15 protein-coding genes are annotated in these 12,525 nt (G+C 57.4%); 4 read left to right on the top strand and 11 right to left on the bottom strand.

Features of this window, described 5'->3' with window-relative positions; genetic code table 11:
• Nucleotides 1-50: 50 nt before the first annotated feature.
• Nucleotides 51-356, bottom strand: a complete 306-nt coding sequence (locus tag ACQR3R_RS02800; RefSeq protein ID WP_428270453.1) for a hypothetical protein — start codon at nucleotides 354-356, stop codon at nucleotides 51-53.
• A 132-nt stretch (nucleotides 357-488) separates the two neighbouring features.
• On the opposite strand from ACQR3R_RS02800, the gene ACQR3R_RS02795 reads away from it, so the two are divergent.
• Nucleotides 489-701: a hypothetical protein gene (locus ACQR3R_RS02795; RefSeq protein WP_428270451.1), complete on the top strand. Its 213-nt coding sequence runs from the start codon at nucleotides 489-491 to the stop codon at nucleotides 699-701.
• A gap of 33 nt (nucleotides 702-734) precedes the next feature.
• Here ACQR3R_RS02795 and ACQR3R_RS02790 read toward each other — a convergent pair whose 3' ends face one another.
• From ACQR3R_RS02790 to ACQR3R_RS02755, 8 genes are all read right to left on the bottom strand, one after another.
• On the bottom strand, nucleotides 735-1,763 hold the full coding sequence (locus ACQR3R_RS02790; protein ID WP_428270449.1) for a nucleoside hydrolase: 1,029 nt from the start codon (nucleotides 1,761-1,763) through the stop codon (nucleotides 735-737).
• Nucleotides 1,764-1,806: 43 nt separating this feature from the next.
• Nucleotides 1,807-2,211, bottom strand: a complete 405-nt coding sequence (gene rbsD, locus ACQR3R_RS02785; protein ID WP_428270447.1) for a D-ribose pyranase — start codon at nucleotides 2,209-2,211, stop codon at nucleotides 1,807-1,809.
• Entirely contained in the window at nucleotides 2,208-3,125 is a 918-nt protein-coding gene (gene rbsK, locus ACQR3R_RS02780) for a ribokinase (protein ID WP_428270446.1), read from the bottom strand. The genes rbsD and rbsK overlap by 4 nt, the downstream gene beginning before the upstream one ends.
• Nucleotides 3,126-3,150: 25 nt before the next feature.
• Nucleotides 3,151-4,170: a substrate-binding domain-containing protein gene (locus ACQR3R_RS02775; RefSeq protein WP_428270445.1), complete on the bottom strand. Its 1,020-nt coding sequence runs from the start codon at nucleotides 4,168-4,170 to the stop codon at nucleotides 3,151-3,153.
• Between the two features lie 3 nt (nucleotides 4,171-4,173).
• On the bottom strand, nucleotides 4,174-5,151 hold the full coding sequence (locus ACQR3R_RS02770; RefSeq protein WP_428270443.1) for an ABC transporter permease subunit: 978 nt from the start codon (nucleotides 5,149-5,151) through the stop codon (nucleotides 4,174-4,176).
• Complete coding sequence (locus ACQR3R_RS02765; protein WP_428270442.1) at nucleotides 5,148-6,701, bottom strand: ATP-binding cassette domain-containing protein; 1,554 nt, start codon at nucleotides 6,699-6,701, stop codon at nucleotides 5,148-5,150. Before ACQR3R_RS02765 ends, ACQR3R_RS02770 begins: the two co-directional genes overlap by 4 nt.
• Nucleotides 6,702-6,757: 56 nt before the next feature.
• Nucleotides 6,758-7,714 carry a substrate-binding domain-containing protein gene (locus ACQR3R_RS02760; protein ID WP_428270441.1) on the bottom strand — a complete coding sequence of 319 codons (957 nt, stop codon included), beginning with the start codon at nucleotides 7,712-7,714 and terminating at the stop codon, nucleotides 6,758-6,760.
• Between the two features lie 190 nt (nucleotides 7,715-7,904).
• Nucleotides 7,905-8,351 carry a hypothetical protein gene (locus ACQR3R_RS02755; protein ID WP_428270440.1) on the bottom strand — a complete coding sequence of 149 codons (447 nt, stop codon included), beginning with the start codon at nucleotides 8,349-8,351 and terminating at the stop codon, nucleotides 7,905-7,907.
• A 350-nt stretch (nucleotides 8,352-8,701) separates the two neighbouring features.
• Between ACQR3R_RS02755 and ACQR3R_RS02750 the strand changes: the two genes are divergently transcribed.
• From ACQR3R_RS02750 to ACQR3R_RS02740, 3 genes are all read left to right on the top strand, one after another.
• Nucleotides 8,702-9,790 (top strand): type II asparaginase, encoded by a 1,089-nt coding sequence (locus ACQR3R_RS02750; RefSeq protein ID WP_428270439.1) that lies wholly within the window; start codon nucleotides 8,702-8,704, stop codon nucleotides 9,788-9,790.
• Between the two features lie 207 nt (nucleotides 9,791-9,997).
• Entirely contained in the window at nucleotides 9,998-10,237 is a 240-nt protein-coding gene (locus tag ACQR3R_RS02745) for a DUF1654 domain-containing protein (protein WP_428270438.1), read from the top strand.
• A gap of 4 nt (nucleotides 10,238-10,241) precedes the next feature.
• Complete coding sequence (locus tag ACQR3R_RS02740; RefSeq protein ID WP_428270437.1) at nucleotides 10,242-10,931, top strand: endonuclease; 690 nt, start codon at nucleotides 10,242-10,244, stop codon at nucleotides 10,929-10,931.
• Nucleotides 10,932-10,985: 54 nt separating this feature from the next.
• On the opposite strand, the gene ACQR3R_RS02735 is transcribed toward ACQR3R_RS02740, so the two are convergent.
• Complete coding sequence (locus tag ACQR3R_RS02735; RefSeq protein ID WP_428270435.1) at nucleotides 10,986-11,897, bottom strand: siderophore-interacting protein; 912 nt, start codon at nucleotides 11,895-11,897, stop codon at nucleotides 10,986-10,988.
• Nucleotides 11,898-11,999: 102 nt separating this feature from the next.
• Complete coding sequence (locus tag ACQR3R_RS02730; protein WP_428270434.1) at nucleotides 12,000-12,365, bottom strand: hypothetical protein; 366 nt, start codon at nucleotides 12,363-12,365, stop codon at nucleotides 12,000-12,002.
• Between the last annotated feature and the right edge of the window lie 160 nt (nucleotides 12,366-12,525).

Here is a 12,525-nt window from a genome sequence, read left to right as displayed (position 1 = left end):
TGAGCATCGTCACCCGATTCATCAATCAATCGTGACTGAATATGAACAGCTCAATAGATGTCGATGTAGTCGAAGGGCGGCGTTGGCCAGTTCTGCTTGAGCGCGTTGTAAATCTGCATTACCCAGACCTCGTCACTCGCAGCGACCAGACCGACATAACCCGAGCCCTTGGCCCACGTCTCCAGGCGAAACAGTAACCCACCGATGTCGGTACCGCCCACGACACCTGACGAAATATAAGCGATGCCAGCCTTGGTGACTCTTAACTGAGTGTGCTCATCGTCACTGGCGGCAGCCAGTAATTGCCGCACCGCCTCAAGGGTCAAGCCGTCAGGCGTGTTCAAATCAATCTGCACAGCGCGATCCTTCGAAAATCGTCAAAGACCAAGTGTCGCATAGCCCTCCTCTCATGCCTAAGTCGGAGTGCCAAAAGCCACGCAAAATGTTTAACTCGACGCCCAGACTTTATTCGACTTCAGAGCGCCATCATGACCACCGTAAGTATCGACGCCGACATCAAAGCAAAATGGGCGCAGGGCCACAGTTCCTACAGTCCTGGCAGCCCGGAAGAGCTGGCAATCATCGGCATAGATTTATTGGTCAAGGAACTGGGAACCGCAGCAGCCCTTTCGTTCATCGCGCAGGTTTTCGAGAAGTACCCGCAAGACTATGTGGGCGTACTCGAAACAGAGAGGGAATAAAACCCCGCAAGCTGGCACCTGCGGGTTGGCTGCTTATTTCAGACGTGCAAGGCGCTGAGTCAGCAGATCAAAGAAACCTTGCGCGTCGCCGTTTTCTACCCAGAAAGCGTTCTTCGGTGCTTTAAGACCGTCATACCAGTCGACGACGGTTTGCCCAAAGGTCGGCCCTTCGCGGCTATCGACAACCACATTCACCGAGCGGCCGGTGAACAACTCGGGTTTGAGCAAGTAGGCAATGACCGTCGCGTCATGCACCGGACCACCCGTAAGACCGTAATGCTCCATGTCGCCCTTGACGTATTCATTGAGAATATCGCCCACGATCTTGCTGGCCTTATTGTTGATGGCCGCGATTTGCTTGAGGCGTGCATCGCTGGTGAGAATCTTGTGAGTAACGTCCAGCGGTAGATACGTCAGCTTCACACCACTCTTGAGCACCACTTCAGCCGCTTGCGGATCGGCAAACAGGTTGAACTCGGCCACCGGGGTGATATTGCCGCCATTGAAGTGCGCGCCGCCCATGACCACGACTTCCTTGATGCCCTGAACGATTTCCGGCTCCTGGATCAACGCCAGCGCCAGATTGGTCTGCGGGCCAAGCATGGCGAGGGTGATGCTGTGAGGCTTGGCGGTTTTCAGCGTATCGATCAGGTAGTTCACCGCATTGCCTTTAGCCAGTCCTTTTGCCGGCTCATACACGGTGACGCCTGAGAGGCCTTCCTTGCCATGGATGTTCTCGGCGTAGATCGGTGTGCGCATCAACGGCCTCGGCGCGCCCGCGTAAACCGGCACTTCCTCGCGCCCTGCCCACTCGCGTGCCAATCGCGCGTTACGCGAAGTTTTGTCCAGACGCACATTGCCGGCAACAGTCGTCAGCGCACGGATATTCAATTCCTCCGGCGATGCCAGCGCGAACAGCAAGGCAACTACGTCATCGGCCCCAGGATCGGTGTCGATGATCAAGTCGATCTTTTCCGCCGCTTGGGCGCTCGTTGCAGTAATCAGGGACAAAAGCAGCAGACTCCGGAGCAAGTGGTGCAGTTTCTGAGCATAGCGGTGCATGGCGCATTCCTTGTGCATGAGAAAATAAAACGTGGGCAGCGCGTCAAAAAGTGACGCCTGACAGCAGGATCACGTTGCAGTAAGGCGAGCATTCGCCTGTGCGAATAACGGCGCGGGCCTGTCGGGTGAGAACCTTGAACCGTTCATGGCTGAGCAGCTCGCGTCGACCCAATTGACCGTCGGCGGTGAGATCGTCCAGCACGGCGAGTGCGGCAGGTTTTTTGTCGAGGATTTCATCAGCCAGCACATGGCTTTCGACCTGCATTTCACTGAGCACCACTTTCAACGTGCTGACGAAATCGGGGATTCCGTGAGTCAGGGCCAAATCGATCAGCTCGACGCCGGGAGGGACCGGCAAACCCGCATCGCCAATCACCACCATGTCGCCATGGCCCAATGATGCGATCAGCCGCGACAGCGCGACGTTAAGCAGAGGAGTCTTCTTCATGGTGCTTTGAAAGCCTGTACGTCGGACAACGTGGGAATCGATGGTTGCGCACCGGCGCGCGTGACCGACAATGCGGCCGCCACCTGCCCGAAACGAATGGCTTGGGCCTCGCTTTCACCGCAAGCAAGCGCTGCGGCAAACCCGCCGACAAATGTGTCGCCGGCAGCCGTGGTATCAACCGCAGTCACTGTGGGCGCCGGGAAATGCTCAACGCTGACTCCATTGGCAAACAATAAGCCTTGCGCCCCCAGCGTAATGATCACTTTACCGGCGCCTTTGGCAACCAGCGCGGCCGCCGCGACTTCGGCAGTTTGCAGCGAGTCCACTGGCAGCCCGGTCAGGGCCGCTGCTTCACTCTCGTTGGGGATCAGATAATCGATGGCGCCATACCAATCTGCGGGCAACGGCCGGCTGGCAGGTGCCGGATTAAGGATCACGGTTTTGCCCAGTTCGCGGCTGCGCTTGATCGCGTGGCCAACGGTGGCGTCCGGCACTTCCAGCTGACAGATGATGACGTCTGCCGCCTGCAACACCGAATCAAACCGGTCGATCACCTCGGCGGTCATCGCGCCGTTGGCACCGGCAACGATCACGATTGCGTTCTGACTGTTGTCATCGACAACGATTAACGCCACACCACTGGAATCTTCAACGGTGCTGACGGCCCGGCAATCGATCTGCTCATCCAGCAACGCCGCTCGAAGTGCTTCGCCATAGGCGTCATTGCCCACGCAACCGACCATCGCCACCTGCGCGCCAAGCCTTGCTGCAGCCACGGCCTGATTCGCGCCCTTGCCGCCCGAGACAGTCGCGAACGAATGCCCAATCAGCGTTTCACCGCCACGCGGCAACCGGGGCGCGCGAGTCACCAGGTCCATGTTCAGGCTGCCTATAACCACTACTTTTGCTGGCATACATCACTACTCGTCAAATTCGATTTCAGCGGTATTGGGCGAACACGCCAGCCAGTGGCGCGGTCGATTCTCGCAAAACGATGCTCGGCGTCACGATCCTCTGATCGGTGGCCGTGGCCGGTGTGGCAATTCTTCTCAACAGCACTTCGGCCGCCATCTCACCGAGCTGCAGGATTGATTGGCCCACGGTGGTCAATGCCGGATAAACGTAACGGCTCATCTGGATATCGTCGAAGCCAATGACGGACAGCTCACTCGGCACGCGGATATTGCGTTCGGCGGCTGCCCGTAATACGCCGATACCTATCATGTCGTTACCGGCGAAGATTGCGCTGGGCGGGTTCTTTTCCAGCAATAAAGCGGCAGCACTGTAACCGCCCGTGCTGGTGAAATCGCTTTCCAGCATGCGTTCGCGCGGCACCTCGACACCCGCCTCCTTCAACGCACGGCAGTAGCCGGCCAGGCGCATCTGGGCCACGCTGGTGGAGGCCGGGCCGCCGATGGTGGCGATATCCCGATGCCCCAATTCCAGCAGGTGCCGCGTCGCCAGATAGGCGCCGTATTCGTGATCAATGCGCACCAGATCCGCGTTCACGCCGTCCAGCCCGCGGTCGACGATGACCATCGGCGTGCGCACACCTGCCAGGCCATCCGCCATGCCCGCATCACCGCCCACCGACGCCACGATCAAACCGTCGATGCGCTTTTCGAGCAACACCCGCAAATAGCTGCGTTGCTTGTCCGGGTTATCGTCGGAGTTGCACAGGATCACGCAATAGCCATTACGCTCGCAGTAATCCTCGATGCCACGCGCCAACTCCGCAAAGTACGGGTTGAGACTGTTAGGCACCAGCAACCCGATCGTCGCGGTGGTTTTCGCCTTGAGTGACCGTGCGACTGCACTCGGCACGTAGTCGAGATGCTTGATTGCGGCCTCGACTTTCACTCGCACTTCTTCACTGACTGGCCGGGATTTGTTTACCACGTGCGAAACCGTGGTGTAGGAAATCCCCGCGAGTGCAGCCACATCCTTGATTGTTGCCATGACTCAGATCCGCCGGCTTGCGCGCTGACTGCGATAAGTATCGAGCACCACCGCTACCACGATGACGGCCCCGGTAATAATACGTTTGGTCGGTTCGGTAGCACCGATTTGCGCCAGACCGGCCGCCAGTACAGAAATAATCAGCACACCGAAGAAGGTGCTGATGACCGATCCACGGCCGCCCATCAGACTGGTGCCGCCAATCACCACAGCGGCGATTACCTGCAGCTCCAGGCCAGAACCGGCGTTTGGATCTGCCGCTTCCAGACGTGAAATCTGAAACAGTGCGGCGACACCAGCCAGCAGCCCCATCAAGCTGAACACCAGAATCTTGTAGGGCTTGGGATTGATCCCCGCCAGGCGCACCGCTTCCTCGTTAGTGCCGATACCGATGAGGTAGCGACCGAACACGGTCCGGGTCAGCACCGCCTGGGCAATGATAATGATCAGCAGCGCAATGATGAAGGACGGCGAGATGCCGAAGGCAATCGGATCGGACAACCAGGCGAAGGCATCGCCGATGTATGCCGTGCGCGAACCGGTCATCTGGTACGCCACGCCGCGTGCCATTTCCAGCACGCCAAGCGACACGATAAACGACGGAATGCGCCACGCCACGGTGATCGAACCGGTAATGGTCCCGGCCAGCGCGGCAACCGCCATCCCAAGCAACGCCGCAGGCAGCACGCCCCAACCCCAACCGAGAATCGCCACGCTGACCGTGGACGCCGCGAGCGCCAACACCGAACCCACCGAGAGGTCGATGCCACCGATAATCAAAACGAACGTCATGCCGACCGCCAACACCATCAAATCGGGGATCTGGTTGGCGAGCGTGCTGAAGGTGTCATACGACAGGAAATGGCTGCTCAGTACCGAGAACAGCGCGACCATTGCCAGCAATGCTCCCGCCAGGCCCAGGTAAGTGCCGAGGCCATAAAAGTTGCCACTACGTTTGCCGGCAGAAGTTGCAGTTTTCATGGGAGATCCCTAGGCGCGGCTTCATTGAGCAGCGCATCACGTTTTTGGTAGCCGGCAAATGCGGCTGCAAGCAAATCATCCTGGGTCCAGCTGTCGCGCTCAAAAGTGTCGATCAGACGTCCCGCCGACAACACGCCGATCCGGTCGCAAATCAACATCAGTTCACGCAGGTCGCTGGACACCACCACCAACGCTTTACCCTGCCGGGTCAATTCGCCGAGCAAGGCATAGATGTCGAACTTGGCGCCGACGTCGATACCGCGAGTCGGCTCGTCGAACAGCAACACCGAGCAATCGCGCTCGAGCCAACGACCGATCACCACTTTTTGCTGGTTACCACCGGACAACTCAGACACCAATTGTGTCGGGCTAGAGCTGCGGATGTGCATGGCATCGATCTGCCGCTGTGCCAGCGCCATCTCGTGCGCGTTGTTGACGACACCGCCACTGGAAATCACCGGCATGTTGCCCAAGGCAATGTTGGCGCTGATCGATTGAGTCAGCAGCAGACCCTCACCCTTGCGGTCTTCGGTGATCAAGGCGATGCCGTGTCCCACCGCGTCAGCCGGCGAGCGAATACTGACAACAGTGGCCGGTGAGCCGAGCGCAACGGTGCCACTGTCTGCGGTGTCTGCACCGAAGATCAGGCGCAGCAACTCGGTTCGCCCTGCCCCGATCAATCCGGAAATCCCGAAAATTTCACCAGCGCGCACTTCAAAGGACACGTCGCGTACTTTGTCTGAACGGGTCAGGCCGTTGATCGTCAAGGCTGGAGCACCGATTTTGCGCGGCCCCATGTCCATGTGTTCGCCAAGTTCGCGCCCAACCATCAACGTGACCAGTTGTTCGCTGTTGTAATTGGCCATCGGCTCTACACACACCAGATTGCCGTCGCGCAGCACCGCAATGCGCTGCGCAACCCGCGCCAGTTCTTCGAGGCGATGGGAGATATAGATAATCGACACGCCGCGAGCCTGCAGACGCGTGATCTGCTCGAACAACATTTCGACTTCACGCGCGGTCAACATCGCGGTCGGTTCGTCGAGGATCAGCACATGGCAGTCGCCGATCAGGTTGCGCGCGATCTCGACCATTTGCTGGTGGCCAATGCCGAGTTCGCCAACCAGCGTGTCCGGATCAATCGCATCGAGACCCACGTGGGCCATGGCTTCTATGGCAGCCGTGCGCAGTTGTTTGCGACTGATCCAGCCACCCTTGCTGGGCAGATTATCGAGAAAAAGGTTTTCCGCCACCGTCAGCGTCGGTAACAGATTGAGCTCTTGCATGACCATGCGGATGCCCAGCTCTTCGGCCTGAGTCCGGCTGCCAGGCTGGTAGTCCTTACCTTGAAACTGCATGTGTCCGGTGGTCGGCGTCACCAGCCCGCCAATGATCTTCGACAACGTACTTTTACCGGCGCCATTCTCGCCGGTCAGTGCCAGCACCTCACCGCGCATCAGCGTCAGATCGATGCCGGTCAGAACCGGTTGGGCATAGGTCTTACCGATACCGCTGACCGTGAGGACAGCGTCCGGGGCGCTAACTGACATAAAAACTCTCCATGCGCTCGCCCCGACGGGCGAGCACCGTTGTGTCGCCAGAAGGACTACTTGGTAACCAGCTCAACCGGGGTTTCAATGACGCCGTTAGTGCCGCTGTCGACTTTCTCGCCCTTGATGATTTTCAGCGCGGTTTCGATACCGAACACCGCTTGTTTAGCTGCAAACTGGTCTGCAGTGGCGAGCACACGACCGTCCTTGAGCATTGGTTTGATGGCGTTGATATTGTCGTAACCGACCACTTGCACCTTGCCTGCTTTGCCGGCCGCGCGCACAGCAGAAACGACGCCGACAGCCATGCTGTCGTTACCCGCCAACAATGCTTTTACGTCTGGGTATTCGCTGAGGATCGAGGCGGCAACCTTGTTGCCTTTGTCGATCTCCCAATCACCGGATTGCACAGAGACAACCTTGATTTGCGCCGCTTCCATCGCATCCTTGAAACCTGCGGTACGGGCCTGGGCATTGGTGGTCGTGGACACTCCTTCGATGATGCCGACCTGGTCACCGGCCTTCAGTTGCTTGGCCAGGTATTCACCGACCAGACGCGCGCCTTTGCGGTTGTCAGGGCCTACAAACGGTACGGTAATGTTTTTGCTTTTGACCACGGCAGGGTCGAGCTGGTTATCGATGTTGATCACGGTGATACCGGCATCGATGGCTTTCTTGATGACGGGCACCATGGCCTTGGAATCCGCCGGGGCGATAACCAGTGCGTTGACCTTGGCCAAAATCATTTGCTCGACGATCCGCGTCTGGCCAGCGGTGTCTGTTTCGTCCTTGATACCGTTGGAGATCAGGTCGAAATCGGCGGAGTGATCTTTCTGATAAGCCTTTGCGCCATCTTCCATCGTCAGGAAGAACTCGTTGGCCAACGATTTCATGACGAGCGCGACTTTAGGTTTTTCAGGGGTATCGGCGAAAGCCGAGGAGACAGGCAACGCGACGGATGCGGCAGCCAGCATAGCGACAGCGAGAAGACGTCCAGCAAATGGCAGCTTCATGGGTTCACTCCGATCTTATGATTATTGTGAGCAACGCTTGCGCCAAGTACGCCTGGATGTCGGTCGTCAATGGATGAAACCATCGACGGCGACTGCGCAAACGTTTGCGTAGATCGAACTATGCGAACCCTGCAGGGATTTGTCAACGACCTGTTGGATGGACGGGCCGGCAAAAAACCAGCCCGTCAGATCATGCGGTTGTGCTGATCAAACCACCACCGCTGGAGTCCTTGGCGAGCTCCCTGATCAGGTTGCCGGTGACCTCCGCCAGTGCGCCATTGGTGTCGGCGATTTGCCCCTGAATGCTCATGACTGCAGTGGTCTTGGCTTCGGGGGTCGGGTAAGTCCGGGCTTGCGCCGCGGCCAGTTGTTGCTGTTGCTCGCGAAGCTGCTGCTGCAATTCCTGCATGCGTTTCAGCAACATTTTTACCGCCGCGCTTTGGTTGCCACCACTGTCAGCCTTGGTGTCGGCCGGTGCAGCGCCGCCGGTCCGCACCTGGTTGGAGTCGGCATCGTCCTTACCCAGGATCTGTGTTGAGGCGTCGGAGGTGGAGTCACTCAGGGCGTTGATCGTCGCTGAGGATTTGCCGCCGATGGTGACCGCCGCCGCATTTGGAAAACCTACGGTAAACGACATGTGAACTCCCGAGATAAAAGATCCTTTAGAGGGACATCGACCTGAATCACGGTTTCTTTAGGGCTGATTGTCGATCTGGAAAATCGGTCCGTTAAACAGAATCTGTCATCCTTTTCGGAAAGCCGAACACTTAAGCGCGAGATAGTCGGAAATGCGGACACGCTGCCGTTTAACAATCTCTGTTCTTTTATAAATTAATCATAAAAATCATAAGGTTAAACATCTTTTTTCTTTCAACGTCTGACTGGTACAGATCCTGCTCCTCTCCCGTACCCCCGGCGTTCAGATCTGCCTGGGGCGCATCTAGATGAAGTTGCATCCGCACCGTCTCACGACTAGAGAGAAAAATAATGACATCTGCTTTGAAAACCTTTGTTCCGGGCGCCTTGGCCCTGCTGCTGCTTCTGCCCACTGCCCTTCAGGCAAAAGAAGTCGAAACCAAACAAAAACTGGCGAACGTAGTCATCCTGGCCACCGGCGGCACCATTGCCGGCGCGGGCGCCAGCGCTGCGAACAGCGCCACTTACCAAGCGGCAAAAGTCGGCATCGAACAGTTGATCGCCGGGGTTCCCGAGCTGAGCCAACTGGCTAACGTGCGTGGCGAACAGGTCATGCAAATTGCATCCGAAAGCATTACAAACGACAACCTCCTGCAATTGGGCCGCCGCGTTGCCGAGCTGGCCGACAGCAAAGACGTCGATGGCATCGTCATCACCCACGGCACCGATACGCTGGAAGAAACCGCTTACTTCCTGAACCTGGTCGAAAAAACCGACAAGCCGATCATCGTGGTCGGGTCCATGCGTCCTGGCACTGCGATGTCTGCCGATGGCATGTTGAACCTCTACAACGCGGTGGCCGTGGCCAGCAGCAAAGAGGCGCGCGGCAAAGGCGTGCTGGTGACCATGAACGATGAAATCCAGTCGGGTCGCGACGTCAGCAAAATGATCAATATCAAGACCGAGGCGTTTAAAAGTGCCTGGGGTCCTCTCGGCATGGTGGTTGAAGGCAAGTCCTATTGGTTCCGCCTGCCAGCCAAGCGCCACACCATGGATTCCGAATTCGATATCAAAGACATCAAGAGTCTGCCTGACGTCGAAATCGCCTATTCCTACGGCAACGTGAGCGATACCGCTTACAAAGCGCTGGCCCAATCCGGTGCCAAAGCCATCATTCATGCCGGCACTGGCAATGGTTCGGTTTCTTCACGTGTCGTTCCAACCTTGCAAGCCTTGCGCAAGGATGGCGTGCAGATCATTCGTTCCTCCCACGTTAACGCTGGCGGCTTCGTATTGCGTAACGCCGAGCAGCCTGACGACAAGTACGATTGGGTGGTGGCACATGACCTGAACCCGCAAAAGGCGCGCATCCTGGCCATGGTTGCGCTGACCAAGACCAACGACAGCAAAGAACTGCAACGGATGTTCTGGGAATACTGAGTCACCCTCGCCCGACCGGTTCCGGTCGGGCACCGCTCCTCCACTCGCCCTCTCTGGCGGGTGGCTCATGCACCGCCAAAAAAAATCTCCTTTTCCTACACCAAACGGTAAAAAGCGCTGTCAGAGGATTTTCTTGAATTTTAAGCAGTTGCGAAAATGCCTACAGTTAAATACTGTATGCACGTACAGCTTAATAAGGATAATTCCGTGGCCAACACCTCTGCCTCTCCCGACGCTTATGCACGCATGGGCATTCGCGTTCAGAAAATCATTAATTCCCCCACTGCTCAAAAAGCCAAAGCCGCGCTGATCTTTCGTCTGCCGGACGAACCGGTGGACGAGTGGGAACAGTTACTCGAAGAAATCGACGAAAACGACAACGTCACCCTCGCCTATCGCGACGATGGCGGTGTGCAGATTTTCTGGGTTGTGCCGAAGGAAGATTGAATCAATGAGTGTCCGTTGTTTCGCTTTACTGTTTCTGTTCATCGCCACGGGTGCCCAGGCTGCTGCGCCGCGCACCTTCAGCGAAGCCAAGAAAGTTGCCTGGAAGCTATACGCGCCGCAATCCACCGAGTTCTATTGCGGCTGTAAATACACTGGCAACAAGGTCAATCTATCGGCGTGCGGTTACGTGCCGCGCAAAAATGCCAAACGTGCGTCGCGCATTGAATGGGAGCACATCGTCCCTGCCTGGCAAATTGGTCATCAACGCCAATGCTGGCAACAGGGCGGTCGTAAAAATTGCACACGCTACGACCCGGTTTATCAAAAAGCCGAGGCCGATTTGCACAATCTGGTGCCCAGCATCGGCGAGGTAAACGGCGATCGTAATAACTTCAGCTTTGGGTGGTTGCCGGTGCAATCGGGCCAATATGGATCGTGCCTGACGCAGGTCGATTTCAAAGCGAAGAAGGTGATGCCTCGTCCTTCCATTCGCGGGATGATCGCCCGCACTTATTTCTACATGAGCAAGCAATACGGCTTGAGCCTTTCCAGGCAGGATCGCCAGTTGTACGAAGCCTGGGACAAGACCTATCCGGTTCAGACCTGGGAACGTCAGCGCAACCAGAGTGTGGCGTGCGTGATGGGCCGCGGTAATGACTTTGTCGGCCCGGTAAACATGAAAGCCTGCGGTTAAAAACTCACTCAAAACAAAAGGCCTCGGGTTAATTACCCGGGGCCTTTTGCGTTATTAGCCGCCGACCTTGTTGTAGCGCCAGTACCCCATCAGGTTGAGGGATTCACGAGCGATGCCGCGCTCGTTGATCAAATGCTTGCGCAAGCTCATCACTGCGACTGTTTCACCGGCGACCCAGCCGTAGAAGCCGTCAGCGCGAGGCGTTGATGTTTCCCAGAGGATGTCCTCGTCGACATTGACTTCCGCCAGGTCCGCCGCACCTGGTGTTTCCAAAGCGAACGAAGGCAGGTTTGCCCGGCGGACCGCTTCGACCATCAGTGAGCCTGCCGCCGTAGTGATGGCGTGGTCCCGAATCAACCACTCCACTGAAAGCCCGGGCCAATCAGGGACCGGCAACGCATCCGCCAAGCTGTCCACTTCGAAAAAGGCTTGGGTAACTGGCGGCATGGCATGCACGGCCATCTCCTCGAGAATCCCCAGCGCTGCGGGTAGCGCCGTGGCGTCTGCCACCAGCAACAAATGCTTCAGCTGCTGCGGCGGCTTCCATTCGAACCCGCCAGCATCTTGTGCCGAAAACTGACGATCTGGCGCGACGATCTGTATCGGCTCGCCTGCGGTGGCATGGATCGCCCAACGGGATGCTGGGCCGGTTTCGCCGTGCAATACGAAATCGATGTCCACCTCACCCTGCTCGGCGCGCAAATGTCGAATGGTGTAGGTGCGCATCGCCGGACGATTGGCAACCGGCATCGAGCGATATCGGGCGTACCAACCTTCATCGTGGGCAAGTGTGGCAGGCGATCCGTCCTGCGCCGGGAAAAACAGCTTTACACGCTGATCCGGCGCCCAGGTCGCCATCTCGGTGACCATGGGACCGGCCAGCGTGACGCGCATCAGATGAGGGCTGAGGGTGGTTTTGCGACGCAGGACCGCGTCGAATATTTTGTACGGTGTGGCGGAGGCCATGGGGGAACTCCTTCGGGGAATCAACAGTGACTACGTCTAGAGACGAGTTACCGTCAGCTCCCTTTAAGAGATTCGGCCGAATGGCCGCAAAAGAAACATCCGTTACTGAATGACCGGATGCTCGATGACCAGCAATTGAACGTTTTGTTTCTTGGCCCGGGCGAGCGCCGCTTCAACATCAGATTTTTTAGCATCAACCTCGGCTTTCGAACTGAATGGACCGAGCAGGATCCGCGCCTTGCCATCTTCCATGACAACGTTGGAAACGAAGCTGTGCTCAATCAACCAGCCGCTCAGGTCACTGACCGCTTGAGTGGTTTCGCCGCGAACTTCGAGATCCCACTGCGCACCGGCAGCCACTACAGGCGCTGAAACCGCCGCTGGCCGGGGCTTTTGCACATCACGACTGTTGCCCTCACCGCATCCCGCCAATGCCAGTACCGCGATTACCAAGACCATTTTGCGCACAACGTTTCCCTCTGAATACTCAAAGCCAGGATTTTAACATTCATGAATACTTTCCGAGTGCCGCAAAATGGGCCCAAAACAACGAGAATGATGGTTGCTGCGTCTGTATAGTTACGCCTTGGGAATTTATGCAGCGTCTGCGCGTCAGAAAGAGGCACCC

This window comes from Gordonia sp. IEGM753, assembly GCF_050321825.1.
Classification (GTDB): domain Bacteria; phylum Pseudomonadota; class Gammaproteobacteria; order Pseudomonadales; family Pseudomonadaceae; genus Aquipseudomonas.
The sequence above is the reverse complement of the archived record's forward strand: the minus strand, read 5'-3'. Positions and strand labels throughout refer to the sequence as shown.

Coding starts and splice junctions, on each gene's coding strand:
- ACQR3R_RS02795 (WP_428270451.1), top strand. CDS start 489: ATGACCACCGTAAGTATCGACGCCGACATCAAAGCAAAATGGGCGCAG.
- ACQR3R_RS02790 (WP_428270449.1), bottom strand. CDS start 1,763: ATGCACCGCTATGCTCAGAAACTGCACCACTTGCTCCGGAGTCTGCTG.
- rbsD (WP_428270447.1), bottom strand. CDS start 2,211: ATGAAGAAGACTCCTCTGCTTAACGTCGCGCTGTCGCGGCTGATCGCA.
- rbsK (WP_428270446.1), bottom strand. CDS start 3,125: ATGCCAGCAAAAGTAGTGGTTATAGGCAGCCTGAACATGGACCTGGTG.
- ACQR3R_RS02775 (WP_428270445.1), bottom strand. CDS start 4,170: ATGGCAACAATCAAGGATGTGGCTGCACTCGCGGGGATTTCCTACACC.
- ACQR3R_RS02770 (WP_428270443.1), bottom strand. CDS start 5,151: ATGAAAACTGCAACTTCTGCCGGCAAACGTAGTGGCAACTTTTATGGC.
- ACQR3R_RS02765 (WP_428270442.1), bottom strand. CDS start 6,701: ATGTCAGTTAGCGCCCCGGACGCTGTCCTCACGGTCAGCGGTATCGGT.
- ACQR3R_RS02760 (WP_428270441.1), bottom strand. CDS start 7,714: ATGAAGCTGCCATTTGCTGGACGTCTTCTCGCTGTCGCTATGCTGGCT.
- ACQR3R_RS02755 (WP_428270440.1), bottom strand. CDS start 8,351: ATGTCGTTTACCGTAGGTTTTCCAAATGCGGCGGCGGTCACCATCGGC.
- ACQR3R_RS02750 (WP_428270439.1), top strand. CDS start 8,702: ATGACATCTGCTTTGAAAACCTTTGTTCCGGGCGCCTTGGCCCTGCTG.
- ACQR3R_RS02740 (WP_428270437.1), top strand. CDS start 10,242: ATGAGTGTCCGTTGTTTCGCTTTACTGTTTCTGTTCATCGCCACGGGT.
- ACQR3R_RS02735 (WP_428270435.1), bottom strand. CDS start 11,897: ATGGCCTCCGCCACACCGTACAAAATATTCGACGCGGTCCTGCGTCGC.